The following is a 21,974-nucleotide window of genomic DNA, read 5'->3' as shown; positions in this document are numbered from 1 at the left end:
TATGGGAAGGGCCCCACCCCTGGGGGTGAGGCCCGGAGATGGTTACGAACCGGACTTGCGCTTGTTCCACACGTCGAACCCGACCGCCGCCAGCAGGGCCAGGCCCTTGATGACCTGTTGCCAGTCGGAGCCGACGCTCAGAAGGTTCATGCCGTTGTTCAGCACGCCGAGGACGAGGCCGCCGATGATCGCGCCGAGGACGGTACCCACGCCGCCGCTCATGGACGCGCCACCGATGAACGACGAGGCGATCGCCTCCAGTTCGAAGCTGAGCCCCGCCTTCGGAGAGGCCGCGTTCAGACGGGCGGCGACCACCAGACCCGCCAGGGCCGCGAGCACGCCCATGTTGAGGAAGACAAGGAAGGTGACCTTCTTGTCCTTGACACCGGACAGCTTCGCCGCCGGGAGGTTGCCGCCGATCGCGTAGATGTGCCGCCCGAACACCGAGTTGCGCATCAGGTAGCCGTAACCGACCACCAGCACACCGAGGATGAGCAGGATGATCGGCGCGCCCTTGTAGCTGGCGAGCAGCATCGTCACCGCGAGGATCGCCGCCGCGATCGCGACGATCTTCAGCAGGAACAGGTTGCGCGGCACGACGTCGAGCGCGAACTCCTGCTGCCGCTTACGGTCCCGGACCTCCTGGAGGACCGTGAAGGCGATCAGGATGAACCCCAACAGCAGCGTGATGTTGTGGTAGTTGGTGTCCGGCCCGACCTCGGGCAGGAAGCCGTTGCCCATCTTCTGGAGCCCGTCCGGGAACGGACCGAGGGTCTGCCCCTTGAGCAGGATCTCCGTGAGCCCCCGGAACAGCAGCATGCCCGCGAGGGTGACGATGAACGACGGTATGCCGAAGTAGGCGATGAGGAAGCCTTGTACGGCGCCGGCGACCGCGCCGATGGCCAGGCAGAGCACCAGCGCGACCGGCCAGGACACGCTGTGCTGCACCGTCAGTACGGCCGCGAAGGCGCCCACGAACGCCGTCACCGAACCGACCGACAGGTCGATGTGCCCGGCGATGATGACCAGCATCATCCCGATGGCCAGGATCAGGATGTAGCTGTTCTGGAGGACCAGGTTGGAGACGTTGCGCGGCAGCAGCAGGTCGCCGCTCGTCCACACCTGGAACAGCACGATGATCAGGCCGAGCGCGATCAGCATGCCGTACTGGCGCATGTTGCGGCGCAGGCCGTTCAGCACCAGCTGGAGCAGGTTGCCGCCGGCCCCGGAGCCCCCGCCCTTGCCGGGCGGCGCGGCGGCCGGGATCTTGTCGGTCACGTCCGTGCTCATCGCGTTACCTCTTTGTCCTTCGTCATCTGACGCATCAGCACTTCCTGCGTGGCCTCGGCCCGCGGGAACTCACCCGTGAGCCGCCCGGCGGCCATGGTGTAGATGCGGTCGCACATGCCGAGCAGTTCGGGCAGCTCGGAGGAGATGAAGACGACCGCCTTGCCCTGGGCGGCCAACTGGTCGATGACCGTGTAGATCTCGTACTTGGCGCCCACGTCGATACCGCGCGTGGGCTCGTCCAGGATCAGCACCTCGGGACCCGCGAAGATCCACTTGCTGAGGACGACCTTCTGCTGGTTGCCGCCGGACAGCTTGCCCACCGGCTCGAACACCGTCGGCGCCTTGATGTTCATCGACTTGCGGTAGCCCTCGGAGACCTTCTGCTCCTCGTGCTCGTCGACGATCCCGCGCTTCGCGACCTTGTCCAGCGCGGTCAGCGAGATGTTGCGGTTGATGGTGTCGATGAGGTTCAGCCCGTAGTGCTTGCGGTCCTCGGTGACGTACGCGATGCCGTGCCGGACGGCCTCGGCGACCGTCTTCGTCCGGATCTCCTGGCCGTCCTTGAGGACCGTGCCGCCGCCGTAACGGCCGTACGTGCGGCCGAAGACGCTCATGGCCAGCTCGGTGCGACCGGCTCCCATCAGGCCCGCGATACCGACGATCTCCCCACGCCGTACGTGAAGTGACACATCGTCGACGACCTTGCGGTGCTGGTCGATCGGGTGGCCGACCGTCCAGCCCTTGATCTCCAGGGCCGGAGCGTCGTCCACCTCCCCGTCGTACGTGCTGCGTTCGGGGAAACGGTGGTCGAGGTCGCGGCCGACCATGCCGCTGATGATCCGGTCCTCGGTGGTCTCCGCGGCCTTCACGTCCAGCGTCTCGATGGACCGGCCGTCGCGGATGATCGTCACCGAGTCGGCGACCTTGCGGATCTCGTTGAGCTTGTGGGAGATGATGATCGAGGTGATGCCCTGCTTCTTCAACTCCAGGATGAGATCGAGGAGTTTGTCGCTGTCCTCGTCGTTGAGCGCCGCCGTCGGCTCGTCGAGGATCAGCAGCTTCACCTTCTTCGAGAGCGCCTTCGCGATCTCCACTAGCTGCTGCTTGCCGACGCCGATGTCGGCGACCCGGGTGTCCGGGTGGTCCGTGAGGCCCACCCGGCGCAGCAGTTGGGTGGCGTGCCGCAGCGTCTCGCGCCAGTCGATGAACCCGCCCTTGGCATGCTCGTTGCCGAGGAAGATGTTCTCCGCCAGTGAGAGGTACGGCGACAGCGCCAGCTCCTGGTGGATGATGACGATGCCGCGGTGCTCGCTCGCCCGAATGTCCTTGAACTCGCAAGCCTCACCCTCGAAGAGGATGTCGCCCTCGTAACTCCCGTGCGGGTGAACGCCGGAGAGGACCTTCATCAGCGTCGACTTGCCGGCGCCGTTCTCCCCGCAGATGGCGTGGACCTCGCCCTGGCGGACGGTCAGAGTGACGTCCGAGAGCGCTTTGACACCGGGAAAGGTCTTGACGATCGAGCGCATTTCCAGGACGGGTCCCGCCATGGTCGTGCCTTCCAATCCTTAAGGGCCGACGCTTACTTGAGCTGGTCCGCCGTGTAGAAGCCGCTCTGCACGAGTTCCTTCTCGTAGTTGGTCTTGTCGACGCTCACCGGCTCCAGCAGGAAGGCCGGGACGACCTTCGTGCCGTTGTCGTAGGTCTTCGTGTCGTTGGTCTCCGGCGTCTTGCCGTTCAGCGACGCGTCGACCATCTCGGTCGCGGACTGGGCGAGCTTGCGCAGGTCCTTGAAGACCGTCATCGACTGCTGGCCGGCGACGATCGACTTCACCGACGCGATCTCGGCGTCCTGGCCGGTGATGACCGGCAGGGGCTTGGCGGGGGTGCCGTAACCGTCGGAGCGCAGCGCGGCGATGATGCCGATCGAGATGCCGTCGTACGGCGAGAGCACCGCGTCGACCCGGCCCGAGGTGTACGTGGAGGTGAGGATGTCCTCCATGCGGCGCTGCGCGGTCGCGCCGTCCCAGCGCAGCGTGGTGACCTTGGTCAGCTCGGTCTGGCCGGACTTGACGACGAGCTTCTTCGAGTCGATGTACGGCTTGAGGACGCTCATCGCGCCGCCGAAGAAGTACTTGGTGTTGTTGTCGTCGTTGGAGCCCGCGAACAGCTCGATGTTGAACGGGCCCTTGCCGCTCGCGAGGCCCAGCTTGTCGACGAGGTACTGCGCCTGGAGCTGGCCGACCTTCTCGTTGTCGAACGAGGCGTAGTAGTCGACGTTCTTCGTACCGAGGATCAGGCGGTCGTAGGAGATCACCGGGATCTTCGCGTCGGCGGCCTGCTGGAGCACGTTGTTGAGCGACTTGTTGTCGATCGCCGCGATGATCAGCGCCTTGACGCCCTGCGTGATCAGGTTCTCGATCTGCGAGACCTGCTGGTCGGGCTCGTCCTCGCCGTAGACCAGCTTCGTCTTGTAGCCCTTGGCCTCAAGGTCCTTCACGACGTTCTTGCCGTCGGCGATCCACCGCTCGGAAGACTTCGTCGGCATCGAGATACCGACCAGGGCGCCCTTGGTGGAGTCGGAGGACTTCTCGTCGCTGCCGCCCTCGCCGCTCTGGCCGCAGGCGGACAGGGTCAGGGCGAGGGAGGCGGCACCGGCTATGGCGGCGAGTACGGCTCTGCGGTTGCGCATGGTGATCAATCCTTGTTTTCTCGTCGTTGAGAGACCGGCGTCCCCGTCAGGCGCCGGGTCGTGCAAGCGGTGGTGCGGGCTCAGTCCCCGGTCGGGAAGCGGTTGAGCGTTCCCGGCAGCCGGGAGCCGAGCGGCGCCATGTCGCCGTCCGCGCCGTGCCGGGCGAGCAGGTCCAGGGCGAGCCGGCCGCGCCGCACCCGCTCCCGGGCGGTGTCCAGGGTGACGTCCCGCAGATGGGTGCCCCACGGATAGATCGAAGGGGCCTTGGACAGACCGAACTTGAGGTAGAGCGGTGCGCCGCGCCGGATCAGCTCGGCCACCTCGTACATCCGGACGTAGCCGCCGAGGTCGTCGGGCGCCTCGATGTACATGTCCATGGGAGCGCCCGACACCCGCCGTATCTCGGTGAGGTGATCCAGCGTCAGATCGCTGGGCACGTTCACCGAGTCGGCGCCGAGCCTCTCGTAGACCGCGTACGCCGCCGGGTTGACCGGGCCGATCAGCGCGGACACCTTCAGCGTCGTGTCGGCCGGGATGATCCCCGCCTCGCGGGCGCGGTGCAGCGTCCACAGCACGCCCTCGTCGGCGACGAGCAGGCACTTGACGCCCAACTCCGTGGCGCGGACGGCGTCTTCGACACACCCGGCCACCGCGTCGTGGCCCCGGGCGCGCAGCCCGCCGCCGCGCGAGTCGGTACGGGTCGAGCCGCCGATGTCCCAGGTGCCGCGCGGGCCGGTGAACAGGCAGAGCTCGATGTCGCGTTCGGCGGTCGCCTCGACCATCTCGGTGATCTCGGCGTCGGAGAGCATCCACACGCCGCTGCCCTGGCTGATCCGGTGGATCGGCACGTCGAGGCGGGAGGACTCCTTCAGTACGACGGCCAGCGCTTCGGGACCCTCGCAGGAAGGGACCTCGGTGCGCCAGGTGCCACCGCCCGGGAAGGTGTGGGCGGAGGCGTCGGCGGGGTCGAGGGCGGGCGCACCCAGGCCGAGCGCGGTGAGCGCGGGCTCACCGGGGCGACGGGCTGCCGGAACGGAAGCGTCGGTCACAAGCTTTCCTTCGTTGTCCTGGAGGTTCGGTATTTCGGACGAGGTTCGCGGCTCGGGGTACGGGGTGAAGCGCGGGGTGATACCTGGGACCTACTGGGTGTACGCCGGTACGGGGACCGTCAGATCGCCCCCGTACCGGCGTACGACTCGGGGGTTACGGCTTCAGCAGGACCTTGCCGACCTTCGGGTCCCCGGAGCCGACCAGTTCGATCGCCTCCGAGAACTCCGCGAGCGGCAGCTCGTGGGTGACCAGGGGCAGCGGATCGAGGAGCCCGGCACCGAACACCCGCACGGTGTGCGACCAGGCGTCCGGCGGCGCCCCGAAGACGGTGTGCACCTCCAGCTGCCGTACGACGAGGTCGGTCGGGTCGAGCCCCTCCGCCCCCGCCGCCGGGATACCGGTCAGCACCAGCCGGCCCCCGCGCCGCAGCAGCGAGGCCGCCGTCCGCGCCGCCGAGGCGGAGCCGGCCGTCTCGATGACGACGTCGAAGTCGTCCGGCAGCTCCTGGTCCCGGGTGCGGAAGTCGCTCGCGCCGAACTGCCGCGACAGCGCCTCCCGGTCGTTCCGGGTCCCCACGACGAGCAGTTCGCCGGGCGAGCCCGCCTTCAGGAACTGAACGGCGAACATCCCGAGCGTCCCGGTCCCGACGACCGCCACCCGCTCACCCGGCAGCGCGTTCGCCTTGATCGCGGCAGCCGCGATACAGGCGGCCGGCTCCAGCAGCGCGGCGGCGGTCAGGTCCGCGTCGTCCGGCAGGACGTGCAGCAACCGCGCGGGCAGCGTCAGCGTCGAGGCCATCGCGCCGGGCTGCGTGAACCCGGTCTCCTCGTAGCCGTCCGTGCACAGCGTGGTCTCCCCGGCGTGACACCGGTCGCACACCTGGCAGTTGCGGAAGCCCTCCCCGACGACCTTGCGGCCTACGAGAGTTGAAGGCACCCCGGTACCGACCGCCTCGACGGTCCCGGACCACTCGTGCCCCGGCGTGAGCGGGTAACGGACGTACCCCTCGGGCCGGTTGCCCTGGTACACCTCGCGGTCGCTGCCGCAGATGCCGGTCGCGTGGACCCGCACCAGCGCCTCGCCGGCGGCCGGCTCACGCGGGGTGTGCGGCTCGACGCGGTGCTCGCCGGGCGCCTGGACGACGACCTGGGTGCTCACTGCGAACCCTTCGGCTTGCGCTGCTCCCAGCCCTCGGCCCACAGGTCGAACCGGGCCTGCTGCTGCGGGAACTCGGCCGCCGCGTCCGCGTCGAACTCGACGCCGAGACCGGGCGCCTCGGACAGGTGGAAGTACCCGTCGACGACCTCGGGGGCGCCCTTCACGATCTTCTTGATGTCCGCGTCCGCGAAGTCGTTGAAGTGCTCCAGGATCTTGAAGTTCGGGGAGGTGAACCCGACTTGGAGCGAGGCGGCGGTCAGGACGGAGCCGCCGACGTTGTGCGGGGCGACCAGCGTGTAGTGCGTCTCGGCGGTCGCCGCGAGCTTGCGGGTCTCCCAGATGCCGCCGATGTGGCCGACGTCGGGCTGGATGATGTCGACGGCCTGGCTCTCGAACAGCTCGCGGAACTCGATGCGGTCGTGGATGCGCTCACCGGTCGCGACCGGGATGTCGACCTTCGCCGCAACCTTTTCGAGAGCTTTCAGGTTCTCCGGCGGGCACGGCTCCTCCAGCCACGCGGGCTTGAAGGGCGCGAGCTCCTTGGCGAGCCGCACGGCGGTGGACGGCGAGAACCGGCCGTGCATCTCCAGCATCAGCTCGGCGTCGGGCCCGATCGCGTCGCGCACGGCCTCGATCAGGGAGACCGCGTACAGGGACTGCTCGTGGTCCAGCTCGAAGTGGCCGGTGCCGAACGGGTCGATCTTCAGCGCCTTGTACCCGCGCGCCATCACGCCCTGCGCGGCCTTGTGGTACGCCTCGGGGGTCCGCTCGGTGGTGTACCAGCCGTTGGCGTACGCCTTGACCTTGTCGGTCACCTTGCCGCCGAGGAGCTGCCAGACGGGGACGCCGAGCGCCTTGCCCTTGATGTCCCAGCAGGCCATCTCGATGACCGCGATACCGGACATCACGATCTCGCCGGCCCGCCCGTAGTCGCCGTACTTCATACGGTGCACGAGGTCTTCCACCGAGAAGGGGTCGGAGCCGAGAATATGGTTGGTCTCTGCCTCGCGCAGGTAGCCGATCAGTGCGTCGGTGTGGCCCAGCATCCGGGTCTCGCCGACTCCGGTGACGCCTTCGTCGGTGTGCACCTGGACGTAGGTCAGGTTGCGCCAAGGCGTCCCGACCACGTGTGTGCTGATTCCGGTGATACGCACGGAAGTCGCCCTTCAGCTGTTCGAGATTTCGTCACATGTTCGAAATGCTGGCGTGACAGTAAGGACGGCGTGAGGGGAGTGTCAATGGGTCGAACGCATAACGGTTTCGACAGTTTCGCTCCCGGCGGGCAGGTTTCGATCGCCTGTTCCCACCAAACCTCCACAGGCTCCTCTAGGAACTCCACGTGTCGGGAACCTAGTCTTCCCGCGTCATGGACTACTGCCACTCCTGCCGACGCCACCTGAACGGCGCACTCGTCTGCCCTGGCTGCGGCACCTCCGCCGAAGCTCTACGCGCGTATTCCGCGGGCTACGGAACACCGGCGGATGTGGCTCAGGAGTCGTACGGGCCGATACCCGAGACGTACGGGACCCCGCCCGTCCCCTACGAGGCGCATCCCACCGACTACCCGCTGCTACCTGAGTCGTACGGGTACCAGTCGGGTCAAGAATCGGTCACGCCCCCCGTTCCCCCCACCCCGGACCCCACCCCGGACCCCATCCCGGACCCCGCCCCCACCCCCCGTCCCGAGCTGACGACCACCCCCGCACCCGCACCCGCCGAACACGCGTACGACGCCGGCGCCGACGACGAGGACGAGTCCCCGAGGTCCGGCGCGAGCCGTCGCGATCGCAAGGCGTCCGCGCACCGAAGACGCCGTCGCCGCGTCGTGCTGATCGCGGCCGGCGTGATCCTGCTGACCGGCGCCGCGGGCCTCGCGGAACTCGGCATGGACGCCCCCGGCTCCTCCTCGGGCAACCCCGCCGCGGCGGGCGGCGAGTCCGCCGAGGTGGACGGCGCGTCCCCGTCCCCCGGCGGCACGGCCCGCCCGACGGCGGGCCCCTCCACGCCCGCCGGGAACGACCCCAGCGCGTCGGCGTCCCCCTCGGCCTCCGCCTCCCCCTCCGCCTCGGACGGCACCTCCCCGTCCCCCACGGAGACGGACCCCGGCACCACCCCCGCCGACCCGGACCCCACGGCCCCCGCCGGGACCACCCCGACGGACCCCGACACCACGACCCCGACGGCCGACCCGACGTCCCCCGCGCCCTCCCCCCAGCCGTCACCCTCGGAAACCTGCAACCGTTTCCTGTGGTGGTGCACGTAGGCCGCACCCCGGCATCCCGGGACACGGCCCACGCACGAACCACAGGGCGCCCCGCCGCACGCCGCGAGCCGCGCCCCACACCGCCGGCACCGCCCTGACGACGCCGGCCCGGCCCTCACGCCGGGCGCGCCGCCCTCACCTCGCGAGCACCGCCTCGTGCACCACCCGCACGAGCCGCTCGTTCTCCGGAGCCGCCCCGCCCGGGAACGCCATCCGCCGCCGGGTGTACCCGTAGGCGAACCCGGCACGCGGATCGGCGAACGCCTGGGAACCCCCGGCGCCGCTGTGCCCGAAGGACCCGGCGCCCAGGAACGGGTACGCGGTGTCGGCGACCGCCTGGAAGCCGAGCCCGAACGATTTGTGCGTCCGGGCCACCAGGTCGTACCCGGTGGAGTGGATCTGCCCGACCTCGGCGATCGTGTCCGGCTTCAGCAGCGGAGGCCGCCCGTCCACCTCGGAGATCACCGCCGCGTACATCCCGGCGAGCCCCCGCGCCGCACCCACCCCGCCCGCCGACGCGGGCCCCTTGGCGCGCACGGTACGGGAGTTGGCGTACGCGACGAGGTCCCCGGGGTCCGGGACGTGCGTGTTGAAGGCGAGGGACGCCAGCGAGTGGGGATCGCGTGGTACGGCGTCAAGTTCCGCCTGTTGCTTGGGAGTCGGCAGCATCGGCTGCACGGACCGGTAACGCGGTTCGAGCGCCGCCGGCAGCCCGAGGAAGAAGTCGAGCCCGTACGGCGCCCGCACCCGGTCCTCGTACACCTCCTGGAGGCTGCGGCCGGTCGCCCGGCGCACCACCTCACCGGTCAACGCGCCGATCACCAGGGCGTGATAGCCGAACGCGGTACCGGGCCGCCAGAACGGCCGCTGGTCGGCGAGACGTTCGGCCATCAGCCGGTCGTCGGCCTGCTCGGACTCCGAGAACCCGGCGTCCAGACCGACCACGCCCGCACGGTGGGTGATCAGCTCCCGCAGCGTGAGCTGGCCCTTGCCCTCGGCGGCGAACTCGGGCCAGTAGTAGGTGACTTTGCGGTCCAGCTCCAGCGTGCCGTCCTGGACGAGGAGCGCGACGACCAGATGGGCGGCGCCCTTGGTCGACGAGAACACCCCGTACAGGGAGTCCGCCGCGCTCTCCTCGCCCGCCCACAGGTCGACGACCCTGCGGCCGTCCGCGTAGGCGCACAACTGGCCCTCGTAGTCGGGCCGTTCGGTCGCCACGAACGCGGCGAACTCCTCCCGTACGGCGTCGAAACCGTCCGCGACGGTGCCGTGGATCTCCAGCGTCATCCGCTCTCCTCAACCAGACCGCTGACTTGCGTGTGCCATGGTGAACAACGCCTGTGCGACCTGGGGGAACTCCCCCTTCGGATGGTCCCTGAAGAGGGGTTCCGTGCCGAACAGGACGGCATGCGGCCCGCTCACGACCGACGGCCGCCCGGCCGCGGCGGCGGGACCGCCCGAGCCGTCGGCCAGCGGTCGCCAGTGACCGGAGACGAGCGGGTTCCCGGCGGCGTACGACTCCTCGACGCGCACCCCGGCCCCGAGCCCGGTGAACCAGACCGGCGCGTACGCGAACCCGTACCCCGGCTTCCCCGAACTCACCGTCCGGACCACGCCGTTGGCGTCCCCGTTGCCCTCGACGGCGGTCACCGCCAGCAGCCCGGCCCCGGCGTTGACCCCGGCCCCGACCGCGCCCCGCCCGACGAGCCCGTGCCCGGCGAGGAAGGCGTCCAGCGCGCCGCGAGCCCCCGCGTTCAGCCGCGCGTGGTCGAGCCCCGCCGACGCGAACAGCACGTCCACGGACGCCCAGTCGAACCCGGCGTTGAGCACCTCGGTGGAGACCGGCGTCACTTCGAAGCCCATCTCCCGCAGCGCGAACAGCTCCCCGGCGGTGACGGCCGCCGCGACCCGGACGCGGTGCAGCGGGGCCGTCCCGGTGAACGGCGTCGCCGTGAAGGCCACGTCGTGCGCGCGGGCGACGGAGCGTGCGGTGCGGCGCGCGGACGCCGGGACGACGACACTCGTCGCGCTGTCCCGCCGTACCGAAACCCCCTGCTTCAGAAGGGAGTTGAGGGCCGCGTAGGCGTTCGGGTCGTCCAGCCGGAGGCGGAGGTTGCCGTGGGAGGGGACCGAACTCACCGGTGCCGCACCGGAGATGGGCCGGGCGGCGGGGAGGCGGCCGGAGGTGACCGGTGCGACCGTCGCGCCCCAGAGGCGGCCCAGGCTCCAGCCCGAGATGTCGTACATCGCCGAGACCTTGCCGCTGATGTCCCGGCCGTCGGCCAACAGGGCGTTCGCCAGGCCGCGTTTGGGCTGGCGCATGTCGACCAGGTACGAACCCCGGGCGTACTTACCGTAGTCGGCGGTCGTGCGCGTCACGCGGATGTCGTTGGCGATCAGGTGGTCGACCAGCCGGGCCGCTGCGGTCGTGCCCGCCGGGATGACGTACGCGCGGGGGAACGTCGTCGTGTAGACGTCCTCCGGGCCGATTCCCGGTACACCGGGGACGGTTGCCGGTGAGACCGGGACCTGGGCGGCGCCCCGGGCGCCCCGGCGGAAGACCTCGATCTGGTCGGTGAGGAGCGCGGTGCGGCGGGTGCGGACGAAGTCGAGGGTGGCGTCCAACGCGGCGCCCGCGACAGCCGTGTTGATCGCCGAGCGGCGGCGGAGCTCCTCGACGGGCAGGCTGTTGTAGGCCGCGTTGTTGACCGCGAGGGGGATCTCGACCGTGTGCGCGGCGACCGTGCCGTGGAAGGCCGCGTACTGCGGGGTGAAGATGGGCGGCCAGTCGTCCCAGCCCTCGTCCTGGTCGCGGAACGGGATCTGCGCGGGCTGCACGCCGTCCCGACTCGGCGTGTAACCCAGGGAGTTGACGGCCTTCTCCATGCCGAGGGCGTTCGCGTACGTGTTCTTCAGGAACAGGTCGTACTCGTAGTTCTCGCCGTGCGGGGGAGTGGTCGGCTCGATCAGGGTGCCGTTGACGTAGCCGTGCAGGTCCAGCATCACCGCGGGCTGCTTGGCGAGCTGGATCTGCCGCATCGCGCGCGTCTCGGGCTGCGAGGCGGTCACGAAGTCCCGGTTCAGGTCGAAGCCGTTCGCGTTCGCGCGGGTTCCCGCGATCCGGCCGTCCGGGTTGGCCGTGATGTTGAAGTACAGGCGGGAGTGGGCGAGGAGGTCCTTCGTCCGGGCGTCGCCCGCCGTCGCGAGGCGCTCGATCAGCTTCAGGGAGGCGTCCGTGCCCTCCCACTCGTTGCCGTGGATGTTGCTGTTGAAGAACACCGGCGTCTTGTAGCCGGGCAGCTGCCGTGCCGACGACACCTTGGCGTCCTCGACGAGCCGCCGCATCCGCTCCTGCGACCTGGCCTGCGCCGCGCTCTCCGGCGCGGTGACCGTCACGAGATACAGCCGGTGCCCGCCCGCCGACCGCCCGGCGATCTCGACGCTCACCCGACTGCCCAGCCGCTGGAGGGAGTTCAGCTTCGGGGCGATCGCGTGGTACGGCGTGAGGCCCAGCTTGACGGACCGGTCGGCCGGGTTCACCGGGTCGGGCGCGAGCGTCAGCCTGCGGGGGTAGCCGCGGGTGTCGGCGGCCAGGTCGGGGGTGGGGGCGGAGAGCGCCCGGCTCGCCGTGGCGGCCGGGGAGTCGGCGGCGCCGGACGTGAACTGCCGTTCCCTGGTGGGCCGTTCGTTCTCGGCGTGCGCGCTGTGCGGCGTGAGCAGGAGCGAGCCCGTCGCGGTGAGCGCGAGGGCGGTGAGCAGCAAAGGTCTGGCAGGGGTGGCTTGCGTGGTGCGCACGTGTACCTCCTCTGGACTTGCCGGTCCTGGACTGCCGCCTGCGGGCCTGGATTTGTAGACAGATCCGCAGATCGGTACGGCGAGATGTACCCGTTCGACTCAACCGCAACAAGAGGGTGTCGAAATCACGGGCGAAGGTACGGACCAGCGGGCCCTGTCGCGAAGACGCGGGAAGGCCGCGCCCCACGTCCAGGGGCACGGCCTTCGGGGACGCGCGGCGACCGGGAGCGGACCGGTCACCGCGCGAGTCTCACGGGGTTCAGACCTTGACGACCGCCTTGCCGATGTTGTCCCCGCGCAGCACCCCGAGGAACGCCTCCAGCGTGTTCTCCACGCCCTCGGTGACCGTCTCGCGGTACTTCAGGGCGCCCGAGGCGATCCAGGGGGCGACCTCGGCGACGAACTCGGGCTGGAGGTCGTAGTGGTCGCCGACGAGGAGGCCCTCGATCCGGCCGCGCGTCTGGATCAGGCGGGCGAGGTTGCGCGGGCCGGGCGCCGGCTCGGTGTTGTTGTAGACCGAGATCATGCCGCAGACGGCGATCCGGCCGCCCAGGTTGAGGGCGCCGATCGCGGCCTCCAGATGCTCCCCGCCGACGTTGTCGAAGTAGACGTCGACGCCGTCCGGCGCGGCCTCGTGCAGCAGGTCGGAGACCTTGCCGGTCTTGTAGTTGAACGCGGCGTCGAAGCCGTACTCCTCGACGAGGAGCTTCACCTTCTCGTCCGACCCGGCGGAGCCGATGACCCGGGAGGCGCCCTTCAGCTTCGCGATCTGCCCGACCTGGCTGCCGACGGCCCCGGCCGCGCCGGAGACGAAGACGGAGTCGCCCTCCTTGAAGGCGCCGGTGCGCAGCAGACCGGCGTACGCCGTGAGGCCCGTCATACCGAGGACGCCCAGGTACGTCGAGAGCGGCGCCGCTCCGGCGTCGACCTTGACGGCCTGTTTCGCGTCGAACGTCGCGTACTCGCGCCAGCCGCCGAAGTGCAGGACGTGGTCACCGGGGGCTATCCCCTCGGCGTTCGACTCGATCACCTCGCCGACCGCGCCGCCCTGCATGACCTTGCCCAGCTCGAACGGCGCGGTGTACGACTTCGCGGCGCTCATGCGCCCGCGCATGTACGGGTCCACCGAGAGGTACTTGTTGCGGACCAGGACCTGCCCCTCACCGGGCTGGCGGACCTCCGCCTCGACCAGGGCGAAGTCCTCGGTCTTCGGCCAGCCGACGGGGCGGCTGAGCAGGTGCCATTCGCGGTTGAGCATGGGGGACCCTTCCATCAAGTTACTTCAGTACCTGAAACAACCATGCCTCTGAATATTTCATGTTGTCAAGTATCGGGGTACGCTGGTGGGCATGGCCACAGAGAACACCCGCCGCTACGACCCCCTCACCGCGGAAGTCGTCGAACTCATCGGCGAGGTCGTGGCCCGCTTCCACGACGACTACGACACCGCCGCCACGGCCCACTCCCTCACGGGCGCGCAGGCCCGCCTCCTCACGCTCCTCACCCTCGAACCGCTCCCCATGCGCAAGATCGCCGAACGCCTGAAGTGCGAGCCGTCGAACGTGACGGGGATCGTCGACCGCCTGGAGACCCGCGGCCTCGTCGAGCGCCGCCCCGCCCCCACCGACCGCCGCGTCAAGCTCGCCGCCGTCACCCCCGAGGGCCGCCAGGTCGCCCGCGACCTCCGCGACAGCCTCCAGTTCGCCCACGAACCCTTCGCGGAACTCTCCGCGACCGAGCGGGTGCTCCTGCGCGGACTGCTGCGCCGCATGCTGGGAGAAGGCGCGGGGGAGAGCGAGGGCGGGAGCGGGCGCGAGGGCGTCTAGGGCCGTTGTCGGTGGCGGCCGGTAGGGTTTTCCCATGCGCGATCTTGGGGTGGGCTTCGGGTATCTGGTGCAGGGGCAGCGGTGGGTCGCCCGGCACGGCAAGCAGTACGGCTTCGGGCTCATCCCCGGCCTGATCACCCTCGTGCTGTACGTCGCGGCGCTCGCCTCCCTCATCCTCTGGGGCGGCGACCTCGTCTCCTGGGCGACCCCCTTCGCCGACGACTGGTCCAGCCCCTGGCAGGGCCTCTTCCGCGGCTTCCTCACGGTCGTCCTGTTCGCCCTCGCCCTCCTCCTCGCGGTCCTCACGTTCACGGCCGTCACGCTCCTCATCGGCCAGCCGTTCTACGAGAGCCTCTCCGAGAGCGTCGACCGTGACGTCTCGCCCGACGGCACCGCCCCCGAGTCCGGCCTCCCCCTCTGGCGCGACCTCCTCGTCTCCGCCCGCGACAGCCTCCGGGTGCTCGCGCGCGCCCTGCTGTGGAGCGTCCTCCTCTTCGGCCTCGGCTTCCTCCCCTTCGTCGGCCAGACCGTCGTCCCCGTCATCGGCTTCTTCGTCACCGGCTTCTTCCTCACCGAGGAGCTGACCGCCGTCGCCCTCCAGCGCCGGGGCGTCGAACTCCGCGCCCGCCTCGCGCTGCTGCGCTCCCGCAAGACCCTCGTCTGGGGCTTCGGCACGCCCCTGGGCATCGCCTTCCTCGTCCCCGTCGTCGCCGTCTTCCTCATGCCGGGCGCGGTCGCCGGGGCCACGCTGATGAGCCGCCATCTCCTCGAAGAGGAGAACAAGGCGGAGACCGAGGCGGACGACGCGGAGGTGGGCGTCTCTTGACCGACATCGGCGTCCGCGCGCTCGGCCGCGCCACGCTCGCGCGGCAACTCCTGCTGCGCCGTGAGCGGTTGGCGGTGCCGGAGGCGGTGCGCCGGGTCGTCGCCCTTCAGGCACAGCAGGCCGCGTCGCCCTATCTCGCCCTGTGGAACCGGGTCGCCGGATTCGACCCCGCCGAGCTCGACACGGCGTTCGCGGAACGGGTCGTCGTCAAGGCCACGCTGATGCGGATCACGCTGCATGCCGTGCACGCCGACGATCACCTCCCCTTCCGGGGCGCCGTCCAGCAGACCCTGTACGCCGGGCGCCTCGGGTACGCCTTCGCCGAGGCGGGGCTCACTCCCGCCGACGCGAACCGGATCGTGCCGGAGCTGCTGGAGTTCGCGGCCCGCCCTCGCGTCTCCACCGACCTGGAGGGGTGGCTGCGGGAGCGGCTCGGGGCGGAGAAGGCTGCGGGGGCGTGGTGGGGGTTGCGGGCGTATGCGCCGCTGCTGCATGTGCCCACCGGTGGGGAGTGGGGGTTCGGGGGGCCTCGTAACACGTACGTGGCGGCGCCGGTCGGGGGGCGGTTCCCCTACGTCGACCGGGTGGCCGATCCTGTGGGGTTGCGGGAGTTGATCCTTCGCTACCTCGGGGCGTTCGGGCCGGCGAGCGTCGCCGATATCGCGCGGTTCGGGATGTTGTACAAGGGGCCTGTACGGGAGGCTCTGCGTGGACTCGGGGACGCGGTCGAGCAGTTGAGGGGGCCTGAGGGGGTGGTTCTCTACGACGTTCCCGGGGCGCCCCGGCCTGATGAGGACGTGCCCTCGCCGCCTCGGTTGCTGCCCATGTGGGACAGCGTGTTGTTGGCGCATGCGGATCGGGGGCGGGTGTTGCCGGAGGAGTACCGGCGGGTGGTGATCCGGGTGAACGGGGATGTGCTGGCGACGGTGTTGGTCGATGGGAGGGTGGCCGGGGTGTGGCGGGTGGTGGACGGGGGGATCGAGGTGAGTGCGTTCCGCAGGTTCACGGAGGATGAGTGGGAGGGGGTCGCTTCCGAGGCCGGGGAGTTGTGGGGGGTGTTGGCTCGGCGTGGGGGTGATCCGTATCGGCGGTTCGGGCGGTGGTGGGGGAAGTTGCCGGGGGCGGAGGAGGTGCGGGTGGTGGGGGGTGCGCGGTAGGGGGCGGTGGCGGAGGGTTGTTCGGCGGGTGCGGGTGCGTCGTGGCCGTTCGCGCAGTTCCCCGCGCCCCTGAAAGACGTGCGCGCCCGCCGTTGCCGCGTGCCGCTGGAAGTCGTACGCTCCGCCGCTCCGCCGCTCCGCCGCTCCGCCGCTCCGCCGCTCCGCCGCTCCGCCGCTCCGCCGCGTGGCGTCGAACGGCGTGCGCGTCCGGCGGTCCTCGGTGTCCCGCCCCCTCAGCTCGCGTTCGTCGCCACCCGTACGATCTCGCGGACCTGGGCCACGATGTCCTCCCGGTTCCGTACGAAGTCGGGGTCCGTCACCTCGGTTGTGTTGTCGGCTGCGAATTGGAGAACCGGGGTGTGGACGTGGCCGCCGGGGAGGGTGTTGTGGAGGTTGAGGCGGTCTCGGAGGAGGGTGGCGCGGTAGGCGATCTCGTTGGAGAGGTAGTCGCCGCCGCCTCCCTCACGGGCGGTGGAGCCGGGGGTGGGGCCGTCGGGGCGGTCCACGGGGGTGGTGGCGCCTGCGGGGATTTCTGTGACGGCGGTGTTGTCGTACACCGGGAACGGGCCGGTGTGGGCGGCGGTGATCGCGGCGTAGGGAAGGGTGGTGGTTGTCCACTGCGGTTGGGTGGAGGGGGTGGGGACCGGGATCGTCTCCGTGCGGCCGATGTTCTCGTTGTCGCCGAAGCCGCCGCGCCAGGCGCCGTTGGTGCGTTCGATGTCGAAGCGGCCGACACGGCCTTGGCTGACGGTGGTGAAGAGGTCGACCTCGGGGAGGTGGGGGCGGAGGGTGCGTTCCACGGTTCCGTCCGTGAAGTCCTGCCAGCGGACGGGGAAGACGGCCGTCTCGATCCGGGCGAGCCCGGTGGCGGTACGGACGACCGTCCCGTCCAGGGCGAGGGCGGAGGCGCCGGACGGGTTGGAGATCCGGATGTCGCGGTCGAGGGTGAAGGGGTCGAAGCCGGTGACGAGGACCCGCTTGAGGCCCTTGGCGCGAGCCGGATAGCGGATGTCCGTCTGCCCCCGCGAGGTCCGCTCCAACTCACCCAGCAGAGCCGTACGTTGCGCCGCGCTCAACCCGAACTCCGGCTCCCACCCCCGTACTTCCCGCGTCATCCCCAACCGCGCCCAGTACAACGGCCGATCGTCCCCCCGGCTCAGCTCCCCGCCCGCCGGCCCCCGCCCCTGCGCCCGGTCCACCGCCCGCCGCCACAACGCGGACCCCTCCCGTACGACGACGGCACGCGCCTGCGCGTACCCGCGCGCGGAACCCAGCGCACGGGCGAACTCCGGTGCCACGGAGTCGAATCCGGACCGGGCGAGGATCTCCTGCGGAACCGCGCGGTCGAGGCGCTGCTCCTCGACGGTCGGCGCGAACGCCGGTGCCGCGCTCGCGGTGACGGGAGAGGCGAGGCTCGTGAGGAGGGCCAGGCCGAGGGCGCCGAGGTGGACGCGGAGCGAGAGCATGTGGGGGTTTCCGTTCCTGCCGGGGGACCGGGACCGCCGAAGTATCCCGTGCCGGAAGTGGTCTACGCCACCCCTCCGGATCACCTCCCCCTCACCCCCCAGGCCCCTCCCGTAACTCCGGACTTGTGAAGGGTTCGTTCGGAATCCAGGGGGGTAGATCGCCGGGGGACGGCGAGATCCCCGCACACCGGATAGCGTGCCGGTACGGGGTCCGCCCCTTGGGAGCCACCCCGGTCCGGGACCCTGACCCCTGGACCGGGGTTCACCCACACCCCCGACGAAACCCCGGTGAACCAGCCGTCTACCGCGCGGAGAACCCGTACACCGTCTCCGACCGGTACACCTCGCCCGGCCGCAGCACCGTCGACGGGAAGTCCGGCCGGTTCGGCGAGTCCGGGAAGTGCTGCGTCTCCAGCGCGATCCCCGCGCAGGGCGAGAACGGCGCCGAGAGATGGTCGGCGGTGTAGACCTGGAGCCCGGGTTCGGTGGTCGACACCGTCAGCACCCGCCCCGACGCCGGATCGTGCAGCTCGGCGACCTCCTCGGGCCCGGCCGTCACCCCCTTGTCCAGCACGAAGTTGTGGTCGTACCCGCCGCCCGCCTTCCGGGACGTACGGAGGTCGAACCGCGAACCGGAGACGTCGGCCGGCTCGCCCACGGGGATGAGGGTGTCGTCGACCGGGGTGTACCGCGAGGCGGCGACGCGGAGTTCGTGGTCGGTCGCCACGGAGGAGCCCGCGAGGTTGAAGTAGCTGTGGTTCGTGAGGTTCACGACCGTCGGCGCGTCCGTCGTCGCCTCGTACGCGATCCGCAGCGCGCCGGACGCGTCGAGCGCGTACGTCACGGAGACCTCCAGACGCCCCGGGAAGCCCTCCTCGCCGTCCGGCGAGACCCGGCTCAGCCGGACGGCGTGCGGACCGGTCTCCTCGACGTCCCACACGACCTTGTCGAAGCCCAGCGGGCCGCCGTGCAGGGAGTTGGGGGCGTTGTTGGGCGCCAGTTCGTACGTCCGGCCGTCCAGCGTGAAGCGCGCGTCCGCGATGCGGTTCGCGTACCGGCCGATCAACGCGCCCAGGAACGGCTCCGGATGGTCGAGGTAGCCCGCCAGCTCGGCGAACCCCAGCACCACGTCGGCCGTCCGCCCGTCCCGGTCCGGGACCTCGACGGACTGCACGATCCCGCCGTACGACAGGACACGCACCCGCGTACCGGCCCGCTCCAGGGTCCAGCGGTGCACCGGGGTGCCGTCGGAAAGTGTGCCGAAGTGTTCGCTCATGAGCGAAACCCTAAGACACGGGTACCACTCTCCTCACGCCCCCGGCGCCGTGACCTTGGCGTACGCGATCTCCGCCAGCCGCGCCTGCCCGTCCGTGCTCGGATGGAACCAGTCCCACCGGCTCAACTGCTTCGTCCCGAACTGGAAGTCGTACACCGCCCCACCGTCGAACCGGCACCGCAGATCCTTCGCGCACACCTCTTTCAGCACCGAGTTGTACTCCCGCACCCGCTCCTGCACCGAGTCCCGCCGGGTGGTCGCCGCCTGGTCCTGCGAGTCCGCGTCGGCCAGCATCGACGGGCATATCCCCAGCTTCCAGACGACCTTGCCCAGCGGGCTCGTCCGCCCCTCGGACCAGAGCCGCTTGAGATCCGGCACACTCGCCACGTACACCTGCGACTTGGGCGCCAGCGAGCGCAGCGCGGCCATCGACTGCTCGAAGGACGTACGGAACGCCGCGACCGGCGTCATCTCCGCGACCGAGTCCCGGCAGGCGTCGTTCGCCCCCGCCATCACCGTCACCAGCTCCGGCTTCCGCGTCCCCGCCTGCGCCATCTGACCCGGCAGATCCGCCATCAGCGCACCGGTCCTGGCGTAGTTCCAGCTGTGCGTCGTCGCCTTCACGGGCCCCAGCAGCCGGACGGCGAGCGAGTCGACCTCCGTGCTTTCACCCGTCGCCCACGACACCTCCGGACAGTCCTGGAGGACCCCGCACGCGTCGAACCCGCGCGTGATGGAGTCCCCCACGGCCGCCAGCGAGGCCGGTTTCACGTTCCACACCGGGGGCGACGGCTTCACCGCCGCGCGGGTCGCCGAGGGAGCCGGAAGACTCCCGTCCGCGCCCGTGCACCCCGCGACCGTCAGCGACAGCCCCGCCATCACCCCGGCGAACACGCCCCGCCCTCGCGTCGTCACCATGCTCGACTGGCCCCTTCGGTCGTCCGGCCGCAAACCCCCATCACCCTGTACAACGCACCCGAGTTCCCGGACCGCTCCCGGTTCCCGAACCGTCTTCAGGACAAATCCTTGCCGTTTCCAGACGTGATCCACGGAACGTTCCCCACCCGCACAGGCGTCCTGCCGAGTGAATGGCGGGCCTTTCGGGGCATCTGGACCGACCGTACGTCACACTCCGCACCCCGTCGCACGGTAGCCTCGCCATCAACGTGGCTGCCCCGACGCCGCCGCTCAGCCAGCCCTGCAAGATGTCCCGCTCTGCCCGGAGGTCCCGGTGACGACACGTGGAGTTCTGTACGTGCACTCCGCGCCGCGCGCGCTGTGCCCGCACGTCGAGTGGGCCATCGCCGGGGTGCTCGGTACGCGCGTCAACCTCGACTGGATCAGGCAGCCCGCCGCGCCCGGAACCTGGCGCTCCGAGTTCTCCTTCAAGGGCCAGGCCGGCACCGCCTCCAAGCTCGCCTCCGCGCTGCGGGGTTGGCAGATGCTCCGCTTCGAGGTGACCGCCGAACCCTGCGCCACCGCCGAGGGCGAGCGCTACAGCTGCACCCCCGACCTGGGCATCTTCCACGCCGTCACCGGCATCCACGGCGACATCCTGATCCCCGAGGACCGGCTGCGCGCCGCCCTGTTGCGCTCCCAGCGCGGGGAGACGGACATCGAGGCCGAGATCACGAAACTCCTCGGCAAGCCGTGGGACGACGAGTTGGAGCCGTTCCGGTACGCCGGTGAGGGCGCGCCGGTGCGCTGGCTGCACCAAGTCGTGTAATCACACCGCGACACGCAACCCCGGTACACCGAACCCCGGCACACCAGAAGGGCCCGACCTCGATGAGGTCGGGCCCTTCAGCGTCGTACGCGGCCTTCTCAGACCGAACGGAACGCCAGCACCACGTTGTGCCCACCGAACCCGAACGAATCGTTCAGCGCGGCGATACGGCCCTCGACGGGCAGCTTGCGGGCCTCGCCGAGGACGACGTCCGCGCTGGCCTCCGCCTCCGGGTCGAGGTTGTCGACGTTGATGGTCGGCGGGGCGACCCGGTGGTACAGCGCGAGGACGGTCGCGACCGACTCCACGCCACCGGCGCCGCCGAGGAGGTGACCGGTCATGGACTTCGTCGCGGAGACCGCGAAGTGGTCGGCATGGTCGCCGAACACCTTGCGCAGCGCCTTCAGTTCCGCGATGTCACCCGCCGGGGTGGAGGTCGCGTGCGCGTTGACGTGCACGATCTCCGCCGGGTCCAGATCCGTGCTGGCCATCAGGTGGTTGAGCGCGGCGGCGATGCCACGGCCCTCCGGCTCCGGCTGCACGATGTCGTGCGCGTCGGCCGAGATGCCCTGCCCGACGGCCTCCGCGTAGACACGCGCGCCGCGCGCCGCCGCGTGCTCGGCGGACTCCAGGACGATCACGCCCGCGCCCTCGCCGAGGACGAAGCCGTCGCGCGCCTTGTCGTACGGACGGGACGCGCCCTGCGGGTCGTCGTTGTTCTTGGACATCGCCATCATGTTGCCGAACGCGGCGATCGGCAGCGGGTGGATCGCCGCCTCCGTGCCGCCCGCGACGACGACGTCCGCACGGCCGGTGCGGATCATCTCGATCGCGTAGCCGATCGCCTCCGCGCCCGAGGCGCAGGCGGAGACCGGGGTGTGGACGCCGGCGCGCGCGCCGACGTACAGGCCGACGTTGGCCGAGGGGCCGTTCGGCATGAGCATGGGGACGGTGTGCGGGGAGACGCGGCGTACGCCCTTCTCCTTCAGCACGTCGTACTGGTCGAGCAGGGTCGTCACGCCGCCGATGCCGGAGGCGATGACCGCGCCGAGCCGGTCGGGGTTGATGGAGGTGTCCTCACCGGCGCGCGCGGTGAAACCGGCGTCCTTCCAGGCTTCCTGGGCCGCGATCAGCGCGAACTGCGCCGAGCGGTCCAGCTTGCGGGCCTGCGGACGGGGGAGGACCTCGGAGGGGTCCACGGCGATCTGGGCCGCGATCCGGACGGCCTGGTCGGCCGCCCACTCCTGGGTCAGCGGGCCCGCGCCGGACCGGCCGGCGATCAGACCCTCCCAGGTCGAGGCTGCGTCGCCACCCAGCGGTGTGGTTGCGCCGATACCGGTGACGACCACGGTGCGATTGGTCGAGTTCACGGGAATTTCTCTCCTACGGAATTTCGAGGATGGGAACGGCGCCACCGCCGGGTGGCGGGGCAGTCACCCCACAGGCTCAGAG

General features: G+C 70.5%; 18 protein-coding genes. 5 read left to right on the top strand and 13 right to left on the bottom strand.

The genetic code is table 11. From position 1 onward, the window contains the following. Positions 1-42: 42 nt before the first annotated feature. The 6 genes from mmsB to ABZX85_RS09980 all read right to left on the bottom strand — a co-directional run bounded on the left by mmsB (position 43) and on the right by ABZX85_RS09980 (position 7,341). Entirely contained in the window at positions 43-1,290 is a 1,248-nt protein-coding gene (gene mmsB / locus ABZX85_RS10005; RefSeq protein WP_355864405.1) for a multiple monosaccharide ABC transporter permease, read from the bottom strand. Beyond that, positions 1,287-2,837 carry a multiple monosaccharide ABC transporter ATP-binding protein gene (gene mmsA, locus ABZX85_RS10000; protein WP_355864403.1) on the bottom strand — a complete coding sequence of 517 codons (1,551 nt, stop codon included), beginning with the start codon at positions 2,835-2,837 and terminating at the stop codon, positions 1,287-1,289. The genes mmsB and mmsA overlap by 4 nt, the downstream gene beginning before the upstream one ends. 32 nt (positions 2,838-2,869) lie before the next feature. Then, the gene (gene chvE, locus ABZX85_RS09995; RefSeq protein WP_355864401.1) at positions 2,870-3,979 is read right to left on the bottom strand and encodes a multiple monosaccharide ABC transporter substrate-binding protein; all 1,110 of its coding nucleotides are present in this window, start codon (positions 3,977-3,979) and stop codon (positions 2,870-2,872) included. 80 nt (positions 3,980-4,059) lie between these two features. Beyond that, positions 4,060-5,028 (bottom strand): hypothetical protein, encoded by a 969-nt coding sequence (locus ABZX85_RS09990; RefSeq protein WP_355864399.1) that lies wholly within the window; start codon positions 5,026-5,028, stop codon positions 4,060-4,062. A 154-nt stretch (positions 5,029-5,182) separates the two neighbouring features. Beyond that, positions 5,183-6,187 (bottom strand): alcohol dehydrogenase catalytic domain-containing protein, encoded by a 1,005-nt coding sequence (locus tag ABZX85_RS09985; protein WP_355864397.1) that lies wholly within the window; start codon positions 6,185-6,187, stop codon positions 5,183-5,185. After that, positions 6,184-7,341 carry a mandelate racemase/muconate lactonizing enzyme family protein gene (locus tag ABZX85_RS09980; protein ID WP_355864395.1) on the bottom strand — a complete coding sequence of 386 codons (1,158 nt, stop codon included), beginning with the start codon at positions 7,339-7,341 and terminating at the stop codon, positions 6,184-6,186. The genes ABZX85_RS09985 and ABZX85_RS09980 overlap by 4 nt, the downstream gene beginning before the upstream one ends. 212 nt (positions 7,342-7,553) lie before the next feature. Here ABZX85_RS09980 and ABZX85_RS09975 point away from each other — a divergent pair, with 212 nt between their 5' ends. Next, positions 7,554-8,450, top strand: coding sequence for a hypothetical protein (locus ABZX85_RS09975; protein ID WP_355864393.1), 897 nt, complete (start codon positions 7,554-7,556; stop codon positions 8,448-8,450). Positions 8,451-8,585: 135 nt separating this feature from the next. Here the strand turns inward: ABZX85_RS09975 and ABZX85_RS09970 are convergent, their stop codons facing one another. From ABZX85_RS09970 to ABZX85_RS09960, 3 genes are all read right to left on the bottom strand, one after another. Next, positions 8,586-9,737 carry a serine hydrolase domain-containing protein gene (locus ABZX85_RS09970; protein ID WP_355864391.1) on the bottom strand — a complete coding sequence of 384 codons (1,152 nt, stop codon included), beginning with the start codon at positions 9,735-9,737 and terminating at the stop codon, positions 8,586-8,588. 9 nt (positions 9,738-9,746) lie between these two features. Further along, positions 9,747-12,245, bottom strand: coding sequence for a M14 family zinc carboxypeptidase (locus ABZX85_RS09965; RefSeq protein ID WP_355864389.1), 2,499 nt, complete (start codon positions 12,243-12,245; stop codon positions 9,747-9,749). A 259-nt stretch (positions 12,246-12,504) separates the two neighbouring features. Next, entirely contained in the window at positions 12,505-13,503 is a 999-nt protein-coding gene (locus ABZX85_RS09960; RefSeq protein ID WP_355864387.1) for an NADP-dependent oxidoreductase, read from the bottom strand. Between the two features lie 91 nt (positions 13,504-13,594). Here ABZX85_RS09960 and ABZX85_RS09955 point away from each other — a divergent pair, with 91 nt between their 5' ends. The 3 genes from ABZX85_RS09955 to ABZX85_RS09945 are packed head-to-tail and all read left to right on the top strand — an operon-like array spanning position 13,595 to position 16,054. Beyond that, positions 13,595-14,071 carry a MarR family transcriptional regulator gene (locus ABZX85_RS09955; protein WP_355864385.1) on the top strand — a complete coding sequence of 159 codons (477 nt, stop codon included), beginning with the start codon at positions 13,595-13,597 and terminating at the stop codon, positions 14,069-14,071. Positions 14,072-14,105: 34 nt separating this feature from the next. After that, a complete protein-coding gene (locus ABZX85_RS09950) occupies positions 14,106-14,897 on the top strand; it encodes an EI24 domain-containing protein (RefSeq protein ID WP_355864383.1) in 792 nt (263 codons plus the stop codon). Then, on the top strand, positions 14,894-16,054 hold the full coding sequence (locus ABZX85_RS09945) for a winged helix DNA-binding domain-containing protein (RefSeq protein WP_355864381.1): 1,161 nt from the start codon (positions 14,894-14,896) through the stop codon (positions 16,052-16,054). Before ABZX85_RS09950 ends, ABZX85_RS09945 begins: the two co-directional genes overlap by 4 nt. Positions 16,055-16,287: 233 nt before the next feature. Here the strand turns inward: ABZX85_RS09945 and ABZX85_RS09940 are convergent, their stop codons facing one another. From ABZX85_RS09940 to ABZX85_RS09930, 3 genes are all read right to left on the bottom strand, one after another. Next, positions 16,288-17,520 (bottom strand): pyroglutamyl peptidase, encoded by a 1,233-nt coding sequence (locus ABZX85_RS09940; RefSeq protein ID WP_355864379.1) that lies wholly within the window; start codon positions 17,518-17,520, stop codon positions 16,288-16,290. A gap of 301 nt (positions 17,521-17,821) precedes the next feature. After that, positions 17,822-18,796 carry an aldose epimerase family protein gene (locus ABZX85_RS09935; RefSeq protein WP_355864377.1) on the bottom strand — a complete coding sequence of 325 codons (975 nt, stop codon included), beginning with the start codon at positions 18,794-18,796 and terminating at the stop codon, positions 17,822-17,824. A 33-nt stretch (positions 18,797-18,829) separates the two neighbouring features. Beyond that, positions 18,830-19,714: an SGNH/GDSL hydrolase family protein gene (locus ABZX85_RS09930; RefSeq protein WP_355864375.1), complete on the bottom strand. Its 885-nt coding sequence runs from the start codon at positions 19,712-19,714 to the stop codon at positions 18,830-18,832. Between the two features lie 313 nt (positions 19,715-20,027). On the opposite strand from ABZX85_RS09930, the gene ABZX85_RS09925 reads away from it, so the two are divergent. Then, positions 20,028-20,522 carry a DUF3145 domain-containing protein gene (locus tag ABZX85_RS09925; RefSeq protein WP_355864373.1) on the top strand — a complete coding sequence of 165 codons (495 nt, stop codon included), beginning with the start codon at positions 20,028-20,030 and terminating at the stop codon, positions 20,520-20,522. A gap of 98 nt (positions 20,523-20,620) precedes the next feature. Here ABZX85_RS09925 and fabF read toward each other — a convergent pair whose 3' ends face one another. Continuing rightward, on the bottom strand, positions 20,621-21,892 hold the full coding sequence (gene fabF, locus ABZX85_RS09920; protein WP_355864371.1) for a beta-ketoacyl-ACP synthase II: 1,272 nt from the start codon (positions 21,890-21,892) through the stop codon (positions 20,621-20,623). Positions 21,893-21,974 lie beyond the last annotated feature (82 nt).

Origin of the sequence: Streptomyces sp. NPDC004539, assembly GCF_040610055.1 — a bacterium.
In the GTDB taxonomy this organism is placed as follows: domain Bacteria; phylum Actinomycetota; class Actinomycetes; order Streptomycetales; family Streptomycetaceae; genus Streptomyces.
This window is presented reverse-complemented; position numbering and strand designations above follow the sequence as displayed.